The sequence below is a fragment of the Pseudomonas frederiksbergensis genome (assembly GCF_900105495.1).
Taxonomy (GTDB): domain Bacteria; phylum Pseudomonadota; class Gammaproteobacteria; order Pseudomonadales; family Pseudomonadaceae; genus Aquipseudomonas; species Aquipseudomonas frederiksbergensis.
On sequence record NZ_FNTF01000002.1, the window covers coordinates 2320913 to 2340507 of the forward strand.

At 57.6% G+C, this 19595-nt stretch carries 19 protein-coding genes and 1 pseudogene; 6 read left to right on the forward strand and 14 right to left on the reverse strand.

Annotated features, from left to right (window positions below; translation table 11 throughout):
* Positions 1-205 precede the first annotated feature (205 nt).
* The 6 genes from BLW70_RS10890 to BLW70_RS10915 all read right to left on the reverse strand — a co-directional run bounded on the left by BLW70_RS10890 (position 206) and on the right by BLW70_RS10915 (position 5545).
* On the reverse strand, positions 206-940 hold the full coding sequence (locus tag BLW70_RS10890) for an amino acid ABC transporter ATP-binding protein (RefSeq protein WP_074874020.1): 735 nt from the start codon (positions 938-940) through the stop codon (positions 206-208).
* Complete coding sequence (locus tag BLW70_RS10895) at positions 937-1608, reverse strand: amino acid ABC transporter permease (protein ID WP_033053683.1); 672 nt, start codon at positions 1606-1608, stop codon at positions 937-939. Before BLW70_RS10895 ends, BLW70_RS10890 begins: the two co-directional genes overlap by 4 nt.
* Complete coding sequence (locus BLW70_RS10900; protein WP_074874021.1) at positions 1608-2354, reverse strand: amino acid ABC transporter permease; 747 nt, start codon at positions 2352-2354, stop codon at positions 1608-1610. The genes BLW70_RS10895 and BLW70_RS10900 overlap by 1 nt, the downstream gene beginning before the upstream one ends.
* Positions 2355-2544: 190 nt before the next feature.
* Positions 2545-3459 carry a glutamate/aspartate ABC transporter substrate-binding protein gene (locus BLW70_RS10905; protein WP_074874022.1) on the reverse strand — a complete coding sequence of 305 codons (915 nt, stop codon included), beginning with the start codon at positions 3457-3459 and terminating at the stop codon, positions 2545-2547.
* A 327-nt stretch (positions 3460-3786) separates the two neighbouring features.
* Positions 3787-4197, reverse strand: a complete 411-nt coding sequence (locus BLW70_RS10910; protein WP_074874023.1) for a DUF4440 domain-containing protein — start codon at positions 4195-4197, stop codon at positions 3787-3789.
* Complete coding sequence (locus tag BLW70_RS10915; RefSeq protein ID WP_074874024.1) at positions 4178-5545, reverse strand: MFS transporter; 1368 nt, start codon at positions 5543-5545, stop codon at positions 4178-4180. The genes BLW70_RS10910 and BLW70_RS10915 overlap by 20 nt, the downstream gene beginning before the upstream one ends.
* Before the next feature lie 105 nt (positions 5546-5650).
* Here BLW70_RS10915 and BLW70_RS10920 point away from each other — a divergent pair, with 105 nt between their 5' ends.
* Entirely contained in the window at positions 5651-6538 is an 888-nt protein-coding gene (locus tag BLW70_RS10920; protein ID WP_074874025.1) for a LysR family transcriptional regulator, read from the forward strand.
* A 65-nt stretch (positions 6539-6603) separates the two neighbouring features.
* On the opposite strand, the gene glpD is transcribed toward BLW70_RS10920, so the two are convergent.
* The 4 genes from glpD to BLW70_RS10940 all read right to left on the reverse strand — a co-directional run bounded on the left by glpD (position 6604) and on the right by BLW70_RS10940 (position 11739).
* Complete coding sequence (glpD, locus tag BLW70_RS10925) at positions 6604-8142, reverse strand: glycerol-3-phosphate dehydrogenase (RefSeq protein ID WP_074874026.1); 1539 nt, start codon at positions 8140-8142, stop codon at positions 6604-6606.
* 312 nt (positions 8143-8454) lie between these two features.
* On the reverse strand, positions 8455-9210 hold the full coding sequence (locus BLW70_RS10930; RefSeq protein ID WP_027922833.1) for a DeoR/GlpR family transcriptional regulator: 756 nt from the start codon (positions 9208-9210) through the stop codon (positions 8455-8457).
* Between the two features lie 96 nt (positions 9211-9306).
* Entirely contained in the window at positions 9307-10812 is a 1506-nt protein-coding gene (glpK, locus tag BLW70_RS10935) for a glycerol kinase GlpK (RefSeq protein WP_074874027.1), read from the reverse strand.
* A gap of 75 nt (positions 10813-10887) precedes the next feature.
* Positions 10888-11739, reverse strand: a complete 852-nt coding sequence (locus tag BLW70_RS10940; RefSeq protein WP_074874028.1) for an MIP/aquaporin family protein — start codon at positions 11737-11739, stop codon at positions 10888-10890.
* Between the two features lie 370 nt (positions 11740-12109).
* Between BLW70_RS10940 and ybaK the strand changes: the two genes are divergently transcribed.
* Together ybaK and BLW70_RS10950 are read left to right on the forward strand one after the other, a co-directional pair.
* Positions 12110-12580: a Cys-tRNA(Pro) deacylase gene (gene ybaK / locus BLW70_RS10945; RefSeq protein ID WP_007971306.1), complete on the forward strand. Its 471-nt coding sequence runs from the start codon at positions 12110-12112 to the stop codon at positions 12578-12580.
* A 55-nt stretch (positions 12581-12635) separates the two neighbouring features.
* Positions 12636-12818, forward strand: a pseudogene (locus tag BLW70_RS10950) (isomerase); the annotation flags it as partial.
* Positions 12819-12840: 22 nt separating this feature from the next.
* On the opposite strand, the gene BLW70_RS10955 reads toward BLW70_RS10950, so the two are convergent.
* A complete protein-coding gene (locus tag BLW70_RS10955; protein ID WP_074874029.1) occupies positions 12841-13950 on the reverse strand; it encodes an ABC transporter ATP-binding protein in 1110 nt (369 codons plus the stop codon).
* Positions 13947-14867: an ornithine carbamoyltransferase gene (argF, locus tag BLW70_RS10960; protein WP_074874030.1), complete on the reverse strand. Its 921-nt coding sequence runs from the start codon at positions 14865-14867 to the stop codon at positions 13947-13949. Before argF ends, BLW70_RS10955 begins: the two co-directional genes overlap by 4 nt.
* 417 nt (positions 14868-15284) lie before the next feature.
* Here argF and BLW70_RS10965 point away from each other — a divergent pair, with 417 nt between their 5' ends.
* The 3 genes from BLW70_RS10965 (at position 15285) to grxD (ending at position 18254) form a co-directional block, all read left to right on the forward strand.
* On the forward strand, positions 15285-15575 hold the full coding sequence (locus BLW70_RS10965; protein WP_074874031.1) for a hypothetical protein: 291 nt from the start codon (positions 15285-15287) through the stop codon (positions 15573-15575).
* 134 nt (positions 15576-15709) lie between these two features.
* Positions 15710-17815 (forward strand): molybdopterin oxidoreductase family protein, encoded by a 2106-nt coding sequence (locus tag BLW70_RS10970; RefSeq protein WP_074874032.1) that lies wholly within the window; start codon positions 15710-15712, stop codon positions 17813-17815.
* A gap of 97 nt (positions 17816-17912) precedes the next feature.
* A complete protein-coding gene (gene grxD / locus BLW70_RS10975; RefSeq protein WP_074874033.1) occupies positions 17913-18254 on the forward strand; it encodes a Grx4 family monothiol glutaredoxin in 342 nt (113 codons plus the stop codon).
* A 175-nt stretch (positions 18255-18429) separates the two neighbouring features.
* On the opposite strand, the gene bfr is transcribed toward grxD, so the two are convergent.
* Together bfr and BLW70_RS10985 are read right to left on the reverse strand one after the other, a co-directional pair.
* Positions 18430-18903: a bacterioferritin gene (gene bfr / locus BLW70_RS10980; protein WP_074874034.1), complete on the reverse strand. Its 474-nt coding sequence runs from the start codon at positions 18901-18903 to the stop codon at positions 18430-18432.
* Between the two features lie 198 nt (positions 18904-19101).
* Positions 19102-19320 (reverse strand): bacterioferritin-associated ferredoxin, encoded by a 219-nt coding sequence (locus tag BLW70_RS10985; protein WP_008155585.1) that lies wholly within the window; start codon positions 19318-19320, stop codon positions 19102-19104.
* Positions 19321-19595: the final 275 nt, after the last annotated feature.

Here is a 19595-nt window from a genome sequence, read left to right on the forward strand (position 1 = left end):
TGGGTCAACCAGTGTGGCAATGGGCTTGCGTCCTGGTTTGGTCGAGCGCAGAACCTGTGGCGAGGGAGCTTGCTCCCGATCGGCTGCGAAGCAGTCGCAAACCCAGCCAACACGGTATGTCAGACACAACGTGCTGGTCGATGTTGTGGGTCGCTACGCAACCCAGCGGGAGCAAGCTCCCTCGCCACAGAGTTCGGTGTGGTGCTTAGTGCTGCAGAATCTTGGCGAGGAAATGCTGCGTACGCTCGGCGCGGGCATTGATGTCGCCGAAGAACTCCTCTTTCTTGCAGTCTTCGATGATTTTGCCCTGGTCCATGAAGATCACCCGGTCCGCCACTTTACGGGCGAAGCCCATTTCGTGGGTCACGCACATCATGGTCATGCCTTCGTGGGCCAGTTGCACCATTACATCGAGTACTTCGTTGACCATTTCCGGGTCCAGCGCCGACGTCGGTTCGTCGAACAGCATGACGATCGGGTCCATCGCCAGCGCACGGGCAATCGCCACACGCTGTTGCTGGCCACCGGAAAGCTGGCCCGGGTGTTTGTGCGCGTGGGCAGACAACCCGACGCGCTCAAGCAGTTGCAGGCCTTTCTTGGTGGCTTCTTCCTTGCTGCGGCCCAACACCTTGATCTGCGCGATGGTCAGGTTTTCGGTGATGGTCAGGTGCGGGAACAGTTCGAAATGCTGGAACACCATGCCAACGCGCGAACGCAGTTTCGGCAGGTCGGTCTTCGGGTCGGCGATGGATGTGCCATCGACCACCACGTCGCCTTTCTGGAACGGTTCCAGGGCATTGACGCATTTGATCAGGGTGGATTTGCCGGAACCGGACGGCCCGCACACCACAATCACTTCGCCTTTTTTGACCTCGGTGCTGCAGTCAGTCAGTACCTGGAAGTCGCCATACCACTTGTTGACATTCTTGATAGAGATCATACGGCAAACCTTTTTTGCAGACGCTTGACCAGCAGCGAGGCGGCAAAGCTGATTGTGAAGTACGTGAGACCTGCAAAGATCAGGAACTCGTTGGAGCGACCGATGATGTCGCCACTGGCACGCGAGGCATTGAGGAAGTCCACCAGGCCAACCGCGTAGACCAGGGAGGTGTCCTGGAACAGGATGATGCTCTGTTGCAGCAACAGCGGGGTCATCTTGCGGAACGCTTGCGGCAGGATGATCAGCCGCATCATCTGGCCATACGTCATGCCCAGGGCTTGGGCAGCACCCATCTGACCCTTGGAAATCGACTGGACACCGGCCCGGACGATTTCGCAGAAGTACGCCGCTTCGAACATCATGAATGCCACGATGCAGGAGGCGAAGGCGCCGATCGGGGTGTCTTCGCCGGTGATCCAGCGCAGTACGAACGGCACCGCCAGGTAGAACCAGGTGATTACCAGCAGCAGTGGAATCGAACGGAAATAGTTAACGTAGGCGCCGGCAATGTTCGACAGCAGCTTGCTGTGCGACAGGCGCATCAGCGCCAGGATCGTGCCAAGGATGATCCCGCCGACGACGCCCAGCGCCATCAGTTGCAGGGTCATGACCATGCCGTTCCACAAACCCGGCAGGGACGGGATGATGCCCGAGAAGTCGAATTCCATCATTTACCCCCTACGGAGATCAGGCCCGGTACGGCGACTTTCTTCTCGACCATGCGCATCAGCAGCATCAGGCCCATGTTCAGGGTGAAGTAGATCAGCGTTGCCAGGGTGAAGGCTTCGAACAGGTTGGCGGAGAACTCGGCGGTCTGTTTAGTCTGCGCGAGCAATTCCATCAGGCCGATCAGCGACGCCACGGAAGAGTTCTTGAACACGTTCAGGAATTCGGAGGTGAGCGGCGGAATGATGATCCGGTAAGCCTGGGGCAGCAGCACGTTCCAGTAGATTTGCGGCAGTTTGAAACCCATGGCGCGAGCGGCGGATTCCTGGCCGCGCGGCAGCGCCTGGATACCGGTGCGCACTTGTTCGCAAACACGAGCGGCGGTGAACAAGCCCAGGCAGACGACGACGCTGAGGTAAGCCGAGGTGGTCGGGTTCAGGTCCTGCTTGTACCAGTCTTGCAGGTTCTGAGGCAGCAGATCGGGTACCAGGAAGTACCAGATGAACAGCTGAACCAACAGCGGCACGTTACGGAAGAGTTCGACGTAGCAGGTCGCGATGCCCGATACGATGCGGTTAGGCACGGTGCGCATGACGCCCAGAATCGAGCCCAGCAGCAGGGCGATGATCCAGGCCACGACGGCGATGGCAATGGTCCAGCCCAAACCGGCGACGTACCAGTCGAGATACGTCTCGCTGCCCACGCCGGTGGACTTGAAGAACACGCCCCAGTCCCAGTTGTAATTCATTAGGGTCTCCCCTCAGATCGATCGATGTACAAGTGCCCGCCTGGGGAAGCTCCGTTCCCGCCCGATTGAAAACCGGGCACACACGAGCGGCTCGACAGCCACCGGTTCGAGTGTTTCCAAAAATGCCAGCAGGGAGTGACTATCCCCCGAAAGGGCAGAGGCCCTCTCAGGAGATAAGGTTAGTCAGAAATCAGGATTTCTTTTCGTCAGCCGCTTTGTCGGTCGGATTGGCGATCAGGGCCTTGAGCTCGTCGCTCATCGGGAACATCAGGTTCAGGTTTTTTGGCGGGATTGGCTGCATGAACCATTTTTCGTAGATCTTGTTGATCTCGCCGGACTTGTAGGTCGCGATGATTGCGTCGTCCACGGCTTTCTTGAACGGTGCATCGCCCTTGCGGACCATGCAACCGTAGATTTCGTAGGACTGTGCAGTACCGGTCACGGACCAGTCGGTTGGCTTCTTGGCCTTGGCCATTTCACCGGCCAGCAAGGCGTCATCCATCATGAAAGCCACGGCACGGCCGCTTTCCAGCATGTTGAACGACTCGCCGTGGTCTTTGGCGGAGATGACGTTCATGCCCATTTGCTTGTCGGCGTTCATCGACTTGAGGATGCGCTCGGACGTGGTGCCAGCGGTGGTCACGACGTTCTTGCCTTTCAGGTCCGGGAAGTCTTTGTAAGGCGAGTCTTTCTTGGCCAGCAGCTTGGTGCCGATTTCGAAGATGCCGACCGAGAAGTCAACTTGCTGCTGACGTTCGACGTTGTTGGTGGTGGAACCGCACTCGACGTCCACGGTGCCGTTCTGCACCAGCGGGATACGGGTTTGCGAAGTCACCAGGTTGTATTTGACCTGGAGGTTGGGCATGTCCAGGTCTTTTTTGATGGCTTCCACGATTTTCAGCTGGATATCGTGGGAGTAGCCAACCGGTTTGCCGGAAGCGTCCGCGATGTAGGAAAACGGAATGGAAGCGTCACGATGCCCGAGGGTGATAACGCCGGACTCTTTGATCTTCTTCAGGGTGCCGGTGAGTTCGGCGGCGAAAACTGGAGTGCTGATCAGAGCGGCAGCAATGGCTGCGCCCAGGAGATGGGGAACGATGCGCATCAAATTTTCCTCGACATTGTTTTTATATGGAGCCAGTTCATCGGCCCTTTTTTGTGCTTCGAATGCTTGCCGGCTCCTGAAGGGGTGGCGCAGCGGTCATTCGTCCAAGAGTGTAGAGCATGACTCGTGCCAGGCCAGGTCTAATAGATCAACCTATTGATTTATAAGGGGATTAAATATTTGTGGCGAGGGTTTTGATGGTGGGGGAATCCGGTTAACCGAATCGACCGACGGGTCGCGTTCGGAAAACCGAATGGTGTTTGGGGCTGCTAACGTTCTTTCGGCCAGATCATAGAAGAGCCAGTGATCGTACCGCTCATATGACAATCAGCTTTCCTGGCTTAACGGTGTTTCATGCAGGTAGATCCATTGGGCGTTGTGGTGATGCATGCCAATGATCGCCACCGAAACCCGTGAGCTTTCGTGCTGGCCGAGGCGATGGGTTTCCTTGTAGCGGATCGCCACACTGTTGCCTTCCTGCCAGACCGTCTGCAGGTCGCTGATGACGATCTCCAGGCCTGGCTTGGCGCCGACTGCACCTTTGAACATCTGTTCGACCGTCGCCCGGCTGACAATGGCGGCCGAGGTGGTGACCAGGGTGAAGTGCTCGGCGAATGCCGACATCAGCGGTTCAAGCGCGGCCTGCCCCTTGCCGTTTGCGTCGGTGAACAGGGTATGGATCAGCTCGTGCACGTGATGAATGCTGTGGTGCGCCTGTTCAACTATTTTGTTGTGCATGACAGTCCTTTTGAGTGTTCAACTGACTCAGTCGAAAGAGTGGAAACAGGCCCACCAGCGCGGCGATAGCAAAGGTCACGTGGTAGGCCTGGGTGGTATCGAAATGCTTCAGGAGCAGGTTGAAAATCATCAGGAAGAGGGCGGCGCCGATGCTGAACGACATCTGTCGGTTGATGTTCCAGATGACACTGGCCTTGTGGGTATCATTACCCTCGAAGTCCATCAGCGACGTGGTTTGTGCTGTGTTGGCACCGATGCCGCCGCCGATCCCCATCAAGCTGTAGGCGATGACAATCGCCAGAAAATCCTTGGGGTCGTTCACCAGTAACAGGGTGGCAATGCCGGCACTGTGCAAGAACATGCCAAGGGCAAACAGCCGCTTCGCGTCCATCCGGTTGTAGACCCGACCACAGATCAACATCGCGATGAACGCGCCGATGGCGTACAGGATCATGAACATTCCTGTCAGTCGGGCGCTGAAGTGCAGGGTGTTTTGCAGGAAAAAGATGCTCATCAAGTTGACCCCCGTGAACACACCGGGAATCGCGTAATAGATAAAGATGGAGGTGCTGAGTTTTTTGCTTTTGAGCAGGCTCAGTTCAATGATCGGGTTTTTGCAGGTGCGGTAGTGCAGCCCGTACAGCACGACGAAAGCAACGCCGGCCATGACGAAGAGCGCGGCTACCCATGCCGGAGCGTCGCCGCCGTATAACGACATACCCATCAGCAGGCTGCCGAGCGCCGCGCTGACCAGTAGCAAGCCCTTGATGTCGGGCCTGGGCAAGCTCGTCGGGCGTCCTTCGTTGATCCAGAACCAGGACAGCAATGCCGCGATCAGCGAAAACGGGATGTTGCTGTAGAACACCCAGCGCCAGGAACTGCTGTCGACGATGACACCGCCGATGGTCGGTGAAATTGCGGGCGCTATCAGGGCAACGGCCATGACCAATGTGGATATTTTCGCCCGCTGCTCGCCCTTGAACAGGTTGAACGTCAGCGCCTGGCCGACTGGAATCAACAAGCCGCCGCCTATTCCCTGGACGAAGCGCCAGATCACCAGCTCATGGAAGCTGTTGGCCAGACCACACATCCACACCGAGGCGGTGAACACGATCATCGAGGCAGTGAGGATTTCCCGGCTGCCAAAATGACCGGCCAGCCAGGTGCTGACCGGGATGATCAGTGTCAGCCCCAGAATATAAGCGTTAGACACCCAGGCAACATCTGAAGTACTAACGTGCAGCGCCGCCGATATACTCGGTAATGCGACCGCTGACATAAAGATGTTAATGCAGTCTATAAAAAAGCCGATCAGAAATATCAGTGCAACTTTGTAGCGATAGGTCATGTTGTTTCCCCTTTGCCACAAAGCATAGGGGCGGTGGACTTGAACTGTCGATACGACTATCCTTGAAACAATGTTTGACGGGATTTAACAGTGAGCCTTATTGCTATGCACACTCATCTTAATCGGGTCCAGACATTCCTGGCCGTGGTCGATTTTGGTTCTTACACCAAGGCGGCCAATTACCTGAGCATCAGCAAGGCCATGGCCAGCCTGCATGTCAAGGCCCTGGAGGACTTGCTGTCAGCGACGTTGTTGATTCGCAATACTCGAAATATATCCCTCACCGAAATCGGCCAGGACTTTTATGAAGAGTTCAAAGGTATTGTCGCGGACATCGATAACGCCTTCGATAATGTATTAAAAGGGCATGATCGGGTGTCCGGAAAGTTGCGCTTCAGTTCCACCAGTGAATACGGCGAGGCCTATATTCTTCCGTTGATACCGAAATTCATAGAACGCTATCCGGAAATCAAACTCTGTTATAACTTCAACTCGTCACTCAATGATCTGGTGGCGGAAAAGTTAGACCTGGTTATCCGTTTAGGCAACTTGGCGGACTCGGCTTTCAAGAGCCGTAAACTGGCGGATTATGAAATTGTGCTGGTGGCGACCGAGACGTTTCTTGCTCGTCACCCGGTGCGCAATCCTCAGGACCTGAATTCGGTGCCGTGGATCGCCAACAGCAACCTGCAGGCACCGACCCAGTGGTCGTTGCGCCATCCGCAATTGGGGGCTGTCGAGATCAATGGGATCAATCAGTTTGAATCCAATTCTTCCACGGCTATCCGCTCCATGACGTTGTCATCGCTAGGCGTCTCGGTGCTGCCCGCCTGGGTGGTCAAGGACGACATCGCCAGTGAGCGGCTGATTCGGTTGTTGCCCGACTATTCGCTGCCCTCTCAGTCAGTCAACGTGGTGTTCCCCAACAGCCCGCATTTGCCCCACAAATCGAGGGCGTTCATTGATTTCCTGTTGCTGCATCTAGCGCAGTAAGCACACGTACAAAAAAAGCCCCTGAATCGTGAGATTCAGGGGCTTTCGTTTAAGCGGATCAGGGATCAGGCCGCTTCGATCTTGCTGCGGTTCTGCTCGACCTTGCTCATATAATCCGCCAGTTTCTGCTGTTCCTCCGGCGTGGTGAACAAGCCCAGCTTGCTGCGGCGCCACAGGATGTCGTGCGCGGTGGTCGCCCATTCTTCGCTGCACAGATAATCGACTTCACGGGTGTAGAGCCCGCCGCCGATGTGTTCGCCCATATCGCCGAGGTTTTGCACGCCTTCGAGCATGCGCCAGGTGCGGCTGCCGTAGGTGGTGGCCCAGCGGCGGGCGATTTCGGTCGGCACCCAGTCGAACTTGTCACGGATCAAGGCGCACAAGGCTTGCGGGGTGGTCATGTCTTCGCCGCCCGGCAGGGTAGCGCTGGCGGTCCAGCTCGGCTTGATGTCCTTGAAGTACGGGGCCAGTTGCGCCAGCGCCGACTCGGCCAGTTTGCGGTAGGTGGTCAGCTTGCCGCCGAACACCGACAACAGCGGCGCTTCTTCGCCGGTACCCGACAGTGCCAGGGTGTAGTCGCGGGTGACGGCCGACGGGTTATCGGATTCGTCGTTACACAGCGGGCGAACGCCGGAATAGCTGTGCAGGATGTCGTCGCGGCTGATGCGTTTCTTGAAATGAGAGTTGACCACTTTCAACAGGTAATCGGTTTCGCCTTCGGTGATCGCCACTGCAGCCGGATCGCCGGTGTATTCGCGGTCGGTGGTGCCGATGAGGGTGAAGTGGTTCAGGTACGGAATGGTGAACACGATGCGCTGGTCTTCGTTTTGCAGAATGTGCGCGTGTTCGCCTTCGTACAGTTTCGGCACGATCAGGTGGCTGCCCTGAATCAGGCGGATGCCGTACGGCGATTCCATCTTCAGGTCGTCACGAATGAACTTGGCGACCCAAGGGCCGGCGGCGTTTACCAGTGCCTTGGCGCGGATCGAGAACAGACTGCCATCGGCGCGTTCCAGATGCAGGTGCCACATGCCCTTGGTGCGACGGGCGCTGACGCAGCGAGTCTGGGTGTGAACGTGGGCGCCTTTTTCGCGGGCGGCCATGGCGTTCAGCACCACCAGACGAGCATCGTCGACCCAGCAATCGGAGTATTCGAAGCCTTTGGTGATTTCGCTTTTCAGCGGGCTGTCCGGGCCGAACTTCAGGCTTTTCGAACCTTCGAGTTTTTCCCGTTTGCCGAGGTGGTCATAAAGGAACAGACCGGCGCGGATCATCCAGGCCGGACGCAGGTGCGGACGGTGCGGCAGCACGAAGCGCATCTGCTTGACGATGTGCGGGGCCTTGGCCAGCAGCACTTCGCGTTCGGCCAGGGCTTCGCGCACCAGGCGGAATTCGTAATGTTCGAGGTAACGCAGGCCACCGTGGATCAGCTTGCTGCTGGCTGAGGAGGTGTGGCTGGCCAGGTCGTCCTTTTCGCATAGAAACACCGAAAGACCGCGACCGGCGGCATCCGCTGCGATCCCCACGCCATTGATCCCGCCACCGATGACGGCGATATCGTAGATCTCAGCGAGAGGGGGCGTAGGCAAGGTAGAAGTGGGCATCGGCTAGCCTCGGGCTTTTATGATTTTCGGTATTGGAATTCGAACATAAATGTTCATTTGCGAAAATGGTAGCCCATAAAGTCGCCCACAGCCAGTTAACTTCGATTGAAAATACTGATCGAAGGGCCGTGAAAGGAAAATTTTCGAACATTTAGAGGTGGGTTTTTTGGCGAGGGGGCTTGCCCCCGTTCGACTGCGCAGCAGTCGCAGAGCGGGTTGCGATGTTTAACTGAGGGTTTGGCTGTGAATGGTTTTGGGGCCGCTTCGCGGCCCAACGGGGGCAAGCCCCCTCGCCACAAGGGACCGATGTGCTTACACGACTTCTAGCCGAATCTTGTGCTGACTCAACAACTGCGCCAACGCCGGCACAGGTTGCTGATCGGTCACCAGGCAATCGATCAAGCTGATCGGCCCCAGGCGAATCATGGCGTTGCGCCCGAATTTGCTGGAGTCAGCCGCCAGTATCACCTTCCGGGCATTGGCGATGATCGCCTGGGACACCCGAACTTCCTGATAGTCGAAGTCCAGCAGGCTGCCGTCTTCATCGATACCGCTGATGCCGACCAGGGCGAAATCAACCTTGAACTGGTTAATGAAGTCGACACTGGCCTGACCGACCACGCCACCGTCGCGCCGCACGTTGCCGCCGGTCAGCAGGACATCGAAGTCGTCCTTGGCGCTGAGCATTGATGCCACATGCAGGTTGTTGGTGATGATTTTCAGGTGATTGTGATTGAGCAACGCCCGGGCGATGGATTCGGTGGTGGTGCCGATGTTGATGAACAGCGAGGCGTGATCCGGGATTTGAGCCGCAATGGCTTCGCCGATACGCTGCTTTTCATCGCGCATCTGGTCGGCACGCATGGCGTAGGCGGTGTTTTCGACGCTGGAATCGTAGGCTGCGCCGCCGTGGTAGCGACGCAATAAATTAGCTTCCGCGAGCTGATTGATATCACGGCGGATGGTTTGCGGTGTAACGACGAACAGCGTAGCCATTTCCTCGATGCTGACGTACCCGCGTTCGCGGACCAGTTCGAGGATTTGCTGCTGACGGGGAGGCAGATTCATGGGGCTTCCTTTGGGCTGCCGTGCAAAAATTTGCCCATGATGCCGCAGGAATCTGCTCCCTGCCAGTTACATACAGATACGAGTACTCACCTCGGCTTATTCAGCGCCTTCATGCGGTTCCCAGTCGCGGGTGCGGCTGACGGCTTTTTTCCAGCCGGCGTAGAGTTTTTCCTTCGCGGTTTCCTCCAGGGTCGGTTCGAATTCGCGCTCGATCACCGCCTTGCCGCGCAACTCGTCCAGGCTGCCCCAGAAGCCACACGCCAGACCGGCCAGGTACGCCGCACCGAGTGCCGTGGTTTCGCGCATTTGCGGGCGCTCGACCTGAGTGCCGAGGATGTCGGCCTGGAACTGCATCAGGAAGTTGTTCGCGACTGCGCCGCCGTCGACGCGCAGGGATTTCAAGCGTTCGCCGGAGTCCTGTTGCATGGCGTCGAGAACGTCGCGGGTCTGGTAGGCAATCGACTCCAAGGCTGCCCGAATGATGTGGTCCACGCGTACGCCGCGCGTCAGGCCGAACAATGCGCCGCGGGCATACGGATCCCAGTACGGAGCGCCCAGACCGGTGAAGGCGGGCACCAGGTACACGCCGTTGCTGTCCTTGACCTTGTTGGCGAAGTATTCGGTGTCGTGGGCGTCGTTGATGATTTTCAGTTCATCACGCAGCCATTGAACAGTGGAACCACCGTTGAACACGGCACCTTCCAGCGCGTAAGCCACTTCGCCGCGCGGGCCGCAAGCGATGGTGGTCAACATGCCGTGCTTGGATTTCACTGCTTTTTCGCCGGTGTTCATCAGCAGGAAGCAGCCGGTGCCGTAGGTGTTTTTCGCCTGGCCTGGCTCGACGCACATCTGACCGAACAGGGCTGCTTGCTGGTCACCCGCGATGCCACCGATGGCGATGCCGCTTTTGGTATGGCCATAGATTTCGGACGAGGATTTAACTTCCGGCAGCATCTCGCGCGGAATATCCAGCACTTCCAGCATCTTCGCGTCCCACTCAAGCGTGTGGATGTTGAAGAGCATGGTGCGCGAGGCGTTGGTGTAGTCGGTGACGTGCACCTTGCCGCCGGTAAATTTCCAGATCAGCCAGCTGTCGATGGTGCCGAACAACAGTTCGCCTTTGCGCGCGCGTTCGCGGCTGCCTTCGACGTTGTCGAGGATCCACTTGAGCTTGGTGCCGGAGAAGTACGGGTCGGTGACCAGGCCGGTGGTTTCGCTGATGTATTGCTCGTGACCGTCGCGCTTGAGCTGCTGGCAGATCTCGGTGCTGCGGCGGCACTGCCAGACGATCGCGTTGTAGATCGGCCGCCCGGTGGTCTTGTCCCAGACCACGGTGGTTTCGCGCTGGTTGGTGATGCCGATGGCGGCAACCTGGTCGTGATGCAGACCGGCTTGTGCCAGGGCCTCGACCATCACCGCGCTTTGGGTGGCGAAGATTTCCATCGGGTCGTGTTCAACCCAGCCGGCTTGCGGGTAATGCTGTGCGAATTCGCGCTGGGCGGTGCAGACCACATTCGCGTCGCGGTCGAAAATGATCGCGCGGGAGCTGGTCGTACCCTGATCGAGGGCAATGATGTAGTTCTTATTCTGAATGTCGGTCATGTCGATTGCCTTGGACGAAAAAAGGGAGTGAGGTCCGGCGCGTGATCTGATGGGCAGGATCACACGCCAACGGTATCAAGAAGTTCTTGGTTTGCCGTCAATGGCCGGTGCTGCGTCCTTTGTAGCAGGCAGGGCGCTGGGCAGATGGCGGGCAATCAACCCGCGATATGCTGCAGCACCGAGGCAGGCACCGACAATCGGTGCAAAAATCGGAATCAGGAAATACGGGATATCGCGCCCGCCGGTGAAGGAAATTTCACCCCAGCCAGCGAAGAAAGTCATCAGTTTAGGACCGAAGTCGCGCGCCGGGTTCATCGCAAAACCGGTCAGCGGCCCCATCGAACTGCCAATTACGGCAATCAGCAGGCCGATCAGCAGCGGAGCGAGCGGACCCTTTGGCAAGCCATTGTTGTCGTCGGTCAGGGACATGATCACGCCCATCAGGATGGCAGTGATGATCACTTCGACGAGGAAGGCTTGAGCCGTGGACAAGACCGGGTTGGGGAAGGTGGAAAACACCGACGCCAATTCGAGGCTGGCCTGAGTACCACGAACCATATGGTGTGTTTGTTCGTAATCGAAGAATAAATTGCTGTACAGCGTGTAAACCAACAACGCTCCACAGAAGGCGCCTGCGATCTGGGCGAGGATATAAAAAGGCAGTTTGCGCTTTTCGAAGTCAGCGAAAATGCTCAGGGCAATGCTGACGGCAGGATTGAGATGAGCCCCGGAAACGCCGGCGGTCAGGTAGATCGCCATACTCACGCCGACCCCCCAGATGATGCTGATTTCCCAAAGGCCAAAGCTGGCACCCGCGACCTTGAGCGCGGCAACACAACCTGTACCAAAAAATATCAGCAGCGCAGTGCCCAGGAATTCGGCCATGCATTGGCTTGAGAGCGACGGTTGTTGTAAAGCAGTTGTCATTGAAAACCTCATTTTTGTTGTTGTCTGGCGCTTTTGCATCATGGTCAAAGCGCGATTTTCACCGAGGCAGGATCCCCATCCTGTTCTCGGCCTACTGCTGGGTGCTGCGATAGGAACATTCGTACAGTATTCAGATTCGAAAAAATATAGACAAGAAACGCTGCTGTCAAAGGTCGAAAGTGAACCATCAGTCACAATCGAACTATTAGTCACATGAATGACCGCATCGTTCACGCGGCTGGCCGAAGGTGGACGAACGGCATGCGACACGGCCGAGCCTTTGAAATAGCGCCGCAATAGAGCGTTTTGTCGATCAATGGCCTAGAATCCAGCGCAGTATTTTTCTACTGCCGCCCAGTCTGGAGCTGTCATGACCCCCGCATTGGATTTGTTGAAAAAAGTTCGTGCCGAACATCGCGTGCACAGTTACGAACATGATCCGAAGGCCGCGTCCTACGGTCTGGAGGCCGCGGAGAAGCTGGGGCTGGATCCGGCGCAGGTGTTCAAGACCTTGCTGGCGGCCAGCGAGAAAGGTGAATTGTTGGTGGCTGTGGTGCCGGTCGTCGGAAGTCTGGACTTAAAGGGCCTTGCGCATGCGGCCGGGGTGAAAAAAGTCGAAATGGCCGATCCCGCAGCTGCGCAACGATCCACCGGTTACCTGTTGGGCGGCATCAGTCCGTTGGGACAGAAAAAGCGCTTGCGCACCTTTATCGATAATTCGGCGCAGCCCTTCGCCAGCATTTTTGTCAGCGCGGGGCGACGTGGCCTGGAAGTCGAATTGGCGCCCGCGGTGCTGGCCGAACATACCCAGGCAAAGTTCGCTGATATCGGTCGCGCCTGACGCGAGCTTCGTCGCAAGTGGGCGGGATGTCGAACGCGCGCCAGGTGTGGAATGGGTGACCGGTTCGACCCATTGCAGCCTGATCCCGTACTGGTCGAAACGTTTGGGCAAGTCGAGCCTGACGGCTTGTCAGCGCTCGGCTCGAGGCGGGGAGTTGTTCTGCCGACTGGAAGGGGATCGGGTGAAAATCGGCGGGAATGCGACGCTCGTTGCGAGCGGAACGCTGATGCTGGGTTGATGCTCCTACAGAGGCGGGAGTGTCAGTGGGCGCCGCTGTAGCGCCGAACGCCGGATTCGACGAGCGGAATCTGCGCCGCGATGCTGCCGGTGGCCTGGAACAGCACCAGATGTTCAGCTGCGACACGAATGCCAACCTCTGAACCCACCTGATGATCGGCATGGCTCGGGAAAATCGATTCCAGTTGCGCGCCGGTCGGCAATTGCAAGCGATACAAAGTGGACGCACCCTGGAAAGACTTGCCGACAATCAGCGCCTTCAGCGTGCTGTCCGGTGCATAAACGATGTCGTCCGGACGCAGCAAGACATCCACCGCACCGCCCACCGGCCAGGTGTAGGCACGATTACCGCGTAACTCACCCAGTTCGGTCTGCACCGACTCGGGGCTGCTCAACTGACCGCGAATGAAATAGCCCTGACCGATGAAGCTGGCGACAAACGGCGTCAGCGGTTCGTGATACAGGTTGTAGGGCGTATCCCACTGCTCCAGGCGACCTTCCTTGAAAACCCCCACATGATCACTCACCGCGAAGGCTTCTTCCTGGTCATGCGTTACCAGAATTGCGCTGGTGCCACGGGCCTTGAGAATATCGCGCACCTCATGGCTGAGCTTGCGTCGCAGCTCGCCATCAAGGTTGGAAAAGGGTTCGTCGAGCAGCAGCAATTGTGGTTCCGGTGCCAGGGCGCGGGCCAGTGCGACGCGCTGTTGTTGACCACCGGACAACTCATGCGGGAAGCGCTTGCCGAGGTTTTTCAGGTTGACCAGTTCCAGCAACTCTTCGGTGACGCGATCCTTTTGCGGGTGCTTGCGGATCCCGAAGGCGATGTTCTCGGCGACGCTTAAATGCGGAAACAGTGCGTAATCCTGGAACACCATGCCGATCCGGCGTTTCTCCGGGGCGAGGGTGAAACCGGCGCGGGAGATTGTCTCGCCCGCCAACTGGATTTCACCTTCGTGCACCGGTTCGAAACCGGCAATCGCCCGCAGCGTGGTGGTTTTGCCGCAACCCGAAGAGCCCAGCAGGCAACCGATGTCGCCGGCATTCAAATGCAGGTTGAGGTTTTGTACGACGCGCTGGTCTTGATAACCGCAGGCGAGGTTACGCAGGTTCAGCAGTAATGGATGGCTCATGCGTGGTGATACGCCGGTTCGACGAGAAACTCGAGCAAGGCCTTTTGTGCGTGAAGACGGTTTTCGGCTTGATCCCATGCGACGGAGCGCGGGTCATCGAGCAGGTCGACGCTGATCTCTTCGCCACGGTGGGCCGGCAGGCAGTGCATGAACAGCACGTCCGGTGCGGCCAGGTCGAGCAGGGCGCGGTTGACCTGGAACGGCGCGAACAGCTTCAGGCGCTTGGCGGTTTCCTCTTCCTGGCCCATGGAGGTCCAGACGTCGGTGCTGACCAGGTGGGCGCCACGTACGGCATCCTTCGGATCGCGGACGATGGTGACACGATCGCCGGCTTTGGCCACGAACTCCGGGTTGGGTTCAAAGCCTTCCGGGCAAGCGATGCGCAACTGGAAGTCGAACTGGATCGCCGCTTCTATATAGCTGTTGCACATGTTGTTGCCGTCGCCGATCCAGGCCACGGTTTTGCCCTGGATCGAACCGCGGTGTTCGAGGAACGTCTGCATGTCGGCGAGCAACTGGCACGGGTGCAGATCATCGGACAGGCCGTTGATCACGGGCACGCGGGAGTTGGCGGCGAATTCGGTCAGGGTGCTGTGGGCAAAGGTACGGATCATCACGGCGTCGAGCATGCTCGACATGACGATCGCGCAGTCGCCGATCGGCTCGCCACGGCCCAGTTGGGTGTCGCGCGGCGACAGGAAGATCGCCTGGCCACCGAGCTGGATCATGCCGGCTTCGAACGAAATACGGGTGCGGGTCGAGGACTTCTCGAAAATCATCCCGAGCACGCGGTTTTTCAGAGGCTCGAACAGTACGCCGCGGTTACGCAGGTCTTTGAGCTCAACGCCTCGACGGATCACGCTGACCAGCTCTTCGGGCGTGCAATCCATCAGGGAGAGAAAGTGCCTTGCGCTCATCATTGACTACCTTTTTGCAACAGACCGCAGATACTCAAAGCCTTGTTTAACTGAAAAACGGGCGAGACCTGCGGCGTAAGCCGCACGGGGCGACGAAATAGGGGAAGGCGCGATCTTATAATTAAATGTCGCGTCTTACCAATAGGGCTACGGTTTTTAGGGGATTTCAGAGGGGCTACGGGATGACCGCAGTAGCGCTTTTGAAGCCTGTTTCCTGACAGCAGCCCGTCATTTGTACACTGGGGTCACGGGGCTTTGCAATCAAACGGGGCGGGGACGGCATAGCAACGGTCGGTTTCTGACCTGTCATTCGAGACATTTGCACTCAGGATTGAGGGATGTGTCTGGTCTGAAACATTTGCTAAAGCAAAGTGGCGGGTTATAACTAACGCACGAATGACGCAGGGAGCCTTCGGAATGGATTCGAAAGAACGACAGTTAATGGAATTACTCGGCCTCACGGCTCGCTCACTAACCCACCTCACCGCGTCCATGACCTCGATGTCCTTCGAGTTGATGCGCAGTGAAGACGAAGTCACCAAGGCCGCCGGCCGGCGGATGATCGACCGCATGGCAACCATCAGCACCGGGCTCGACGAGCACTGGCGGCTGATCGGCGAACTCACCGGTGTTCATCTCGCTCAAGAGCAGATCGAAACCATCCAGGAGATCCAGTTGCAGGCGCCGCCGAGGCTGCCGCCGAACTGATCCTCAACGGTCATCGGCTGGCCTGATGGCCGCCGATTCACAAGACGAACGTCGCTGGCGCAGCAGTGGATCAGGCGCCATAGTTTTGTTCCCGCGGCCGATATTGCCCGCCCAGAACAAGACAGAGACTGGCCATGACCAAGACTCTCCATCACCGTGCGTGCCACTTGTGCGAAGCCATCTGCGGCTTGACCATCGAAACCACCGAGGTTGAAGGCGCGGTACAGATCACGTCGATCAAGGGTGACGCTCAGGATACCTTCAGCCGCGGGCATATCTGCCCCAAGGCTGTCGCCTTGCAAGATATCCAGAACGATCCGGATCGTCTGCGTCAGCCGATGCTGCGGGTCGGCAGTGAATGGCAACCCATCGAGTGGGAAGACGCCTTCAACCTTGTAGCCGAACGTCTGGCGGCGATTCAGGGGCGTCACGGACAGAACGCCGTGGCGGTCTATCAAGGCAACCCCAGCGTGCACAACTATGGGCTGATGACCCACAGCAATTACTTTCTCGGCCTGTTGAAAACCCGCAACCGGTTTTCCGCGACCTCGGTCGACCAATTGCCCCATCACCTGACCAGCCATTTGATGTACGGCCACGGTTTGCTGTTGCCGATTCCGGACATCGATCACACCGATTTCATGCTGATCCTCGGCGGCAATCCGCTGGCCTCCAACGGCAGCATCATGACTGTGCCGGATGTGGAGAAGCGCTTGAAGGCGATTCAGGCCCGCGGCGGCAAAGTGGTAGTGGTCGATCCACGCCGCAGCGAGACCGCGGCGATTGCCGACCAGCATCTGTTCGTGCGCCCCGGTGGCGATGCGGCATTGTTGTTCGGACTGCTCAATACCTTGTTCGCTGAAGGTCTGACCCGCGACAGTCATTTGACGGTGGACGGTCTGGACGAGGTGCGGGAGGCGGTCGCGAATTTCACCGCTGAGGCCATGAGCCCGCTGTGCGCGGTACCCGCCGAACAGATCCGCCAACTGGCGCGGGACTTTGCGGCGGCGCCGACAGCGGTCTGTTACGGCCGCATGGGTGTCTCGACCCAGGCGTTCGGGACCTTGTGTCATTGGGTTGTGCAACTGATCAACCTGGTCACCGGTAATCTCGATCGTGTAGGAGGGGCGTTGTGCACCGAACCTGCGGTGGATCTGGTGGCGTCCACTTCCGGTGGGCATTTCAATCTGTGGCAGAGCCGGGTCTCCGGGCGTCCTGAGTATGGGGGAGAACTGCCGGTGTCGGCGCTGGCCGAAGAGATGCTTACCGAAGGGGAAGGGCAGGTCCGCGCGCTGATTACCGTGGCGGGTAATCCGGTGCTGTCGACGCCCAATGGCCGACAACTGGAACAGGCGCTGGACGGTTTGGAGTTCATGGTCAGCGTCGACCTGTACATCAATGAAACCACGCGTTATGCCGATCTGATCCTGCCGTCGACATCGGCCCTGGAAAACGATCATTACGACACGACATTCAATATGTTTGCGGTGCGTAACGTCACTCGGTTCAATCGCGCGATCCTGCCCAAACCTGAAGGTGCGTTGCATGACTGGGAGATCTTCGTTGGGCTGGCCAAGGCCTTTGCGGCAAAGACCGGCAAGGACCTGAAACCGACGATCCCGCCAGCGCAGATGATCGATCGTGGCTTGCGGATGGGGTTGTATGGCGATGCTTCGCAGCAGAAATTGTCGCTGGCGACCTTGTTCGATCACCCGCATGGCGTCGATCTCGGTGCGCTGAAACCCAACCTGGCGCCTCGCCTGAAAACCGAAAACCAGCGCGTCCAGGCTGCGCCGCCAGCGATCCTTGCCGACCTGGCGCGCTTTGCGGCCCTGCAAGCGCCTGCGGCCGATGAGTTGCTGATGATTGGCCGCCGTCATGTGCGCAGCAACAACTCGTGGATGCATAACTATCACCGCCTGGTGAAGGGCAAGCCGCGTCATCAATTGCTGATGCACCCGGATGACCTGGCCAGCCGTGGGCTCAACGACGGGCAGCGCGTGCGGGTCAGGTCGCGGGTCGGTGAGATCGAAGTTGAAGTGCTCGGCAGTCTGGATATGATGAAAGGCGTGGTCAGCCTTCCGCACGGTTGGGGCCATGCGCGGCCAGGCGTGCAGATGACCATTGCCAGTGGTCAGCCGGGCTCCAGCGCCAATGACCTGACCGACGAATGCCTGCTCGATGAGTTGTCGGGCAATGCGGCGTTGAACGGTGTGCCAGTGACCGTGGCGGCGGCTTGATCAAGTCTGTCGGGGAGACCGAGCAGGGTGCTCGGGTTTCCGTTACAATGCGCCACCGTGCCGACCCCTGAGTCGGAAAGTTCAGCCGAGGTGCTCCATGGATATCATCGAAACGATTAAAGAGCAGATTGCTAACAACACCATTCTGCTTTACATGAAAGGCTCGCCGAATGCCCCGCAGTGTGGCTTCTCCGCGAAAGCCGCGCAGGCCGTGATGGCGTGTGGTGAAAAATTTGCTTACGTGGACATCCTGCAGAACCCGGAAATCCGCGCCAACCTGCCAAAATACGCCAACTGGCCAACCTTCCCGCAACTGTGGGTTGGCGGTGAGTTGGTCGGCGGTAGCGACATCATGACCGAGATGGCTGCAGACGGTTCGCTGCAAACCACCATCAAGGCTGCTGTTGAAAAAGCTGCTGCTGGCAAGACCGAAGCCTGATTCGCTCCTTGCAGGAGCAAAGCTTGCTCACGATGCAGGCGCCGCGGTTCAGCAAGAACACCGCGTCATCGTTCATCGCGGGCAAGCCATGCTCCTGCAAGAACAGGCATAAAAAAGCCCCGCCTCCTAAAAGAGAGCGGGGCTTTTTATTGTTCCGAGTTTAGCGGGCGCTAACTTACTCTTCGCCCATCTGCGATTGCAGATAGTTCTCAAGACCGACTTTATCGATCAGGCCCAGTTGGGTTTCCAGCCAATCGATATGTTCTTCTTCGGATTCAAGAATATCTTCAAGCAGTTCACGGCTACCAAAGTCGCCAACGGTTTCGCAATGAGCGATAGCCGCTTTGAGATCCGCATGACCGGTGCGTTCGATACGCAGGTCGCACTCAAGCATTTCCTGGGTGTGCTCGCCGATCTGCAGCTTGCCCAGGTCCTGGACGTTCGGCAGGCCTTCAAGGAACAGAATGCGCTTGATCAGCTTGTCCGCGTGCTTCATCTCGTCGATGGATTCGTGGTATTCGTGCTTGCCAAGTTTGTTCAGGCCCCAATCTTCATACATACGTGCATGCAGGAAGTATTGATTGATCGCGACCAGCTCATTGGCAAGGATCTTGTTGAGATGCTGGATGACTGTAATGTCGCCTTTCATGATGGGGTCCTGCCCTAAATAGCTGTCTATGAGGCAGAGTTTGAGCTGCGATATTAAGAGTGTCAAACCTAAGTTATTGAAACTTAAATGAAAATTAATCGGAATAAGAATGTTTGTGTTCCGCGTCTAGAGCGTAAGCGTTTGATTTTCAGACATAAAAAAACCGGACATCTAGTCCGGTTCTTTGAAATACGTTAATTACGCGGCAGTAAATTCTACAGGGTAGGGAATCGCGGCCTGGGCGGATTGCAATTTGGTCAGGGTTTCGCGGACCACTTCCTTGGCAAGGCAGGCACATTTACCGCATTGGCTGGCTACGCCGGTGGCCTGACGGACTTCCTTGTAGCTGCAGCAACCTTCATAGATCGCTTCGCGGATTTGACCGTCGGTGACGCCAGTGCAGAGGCAAACATACATAAGTGAAAACCGTCGCTGGTTGTGACTCAATTGCGATGGATCTTAATGTTAACGAGAATGATTGTCAAAGTGGTTTCTGAAAGCTTTGTTCAAGCCTGACGAACGGTTACCTCTGCGCATCGATCATGAGGAAAACCTCTCGATAGCATTTCCCCTGACAAAAAAACCGTTAAGGACAGGTCAAAAACGCAGTGTATGATGGCCGGTCCTTATGAAGCGGGTTCGTGTCACAGGGCTGTCGCCCGAAGGTGGCAGGCTGGCACAAACCCGGAACT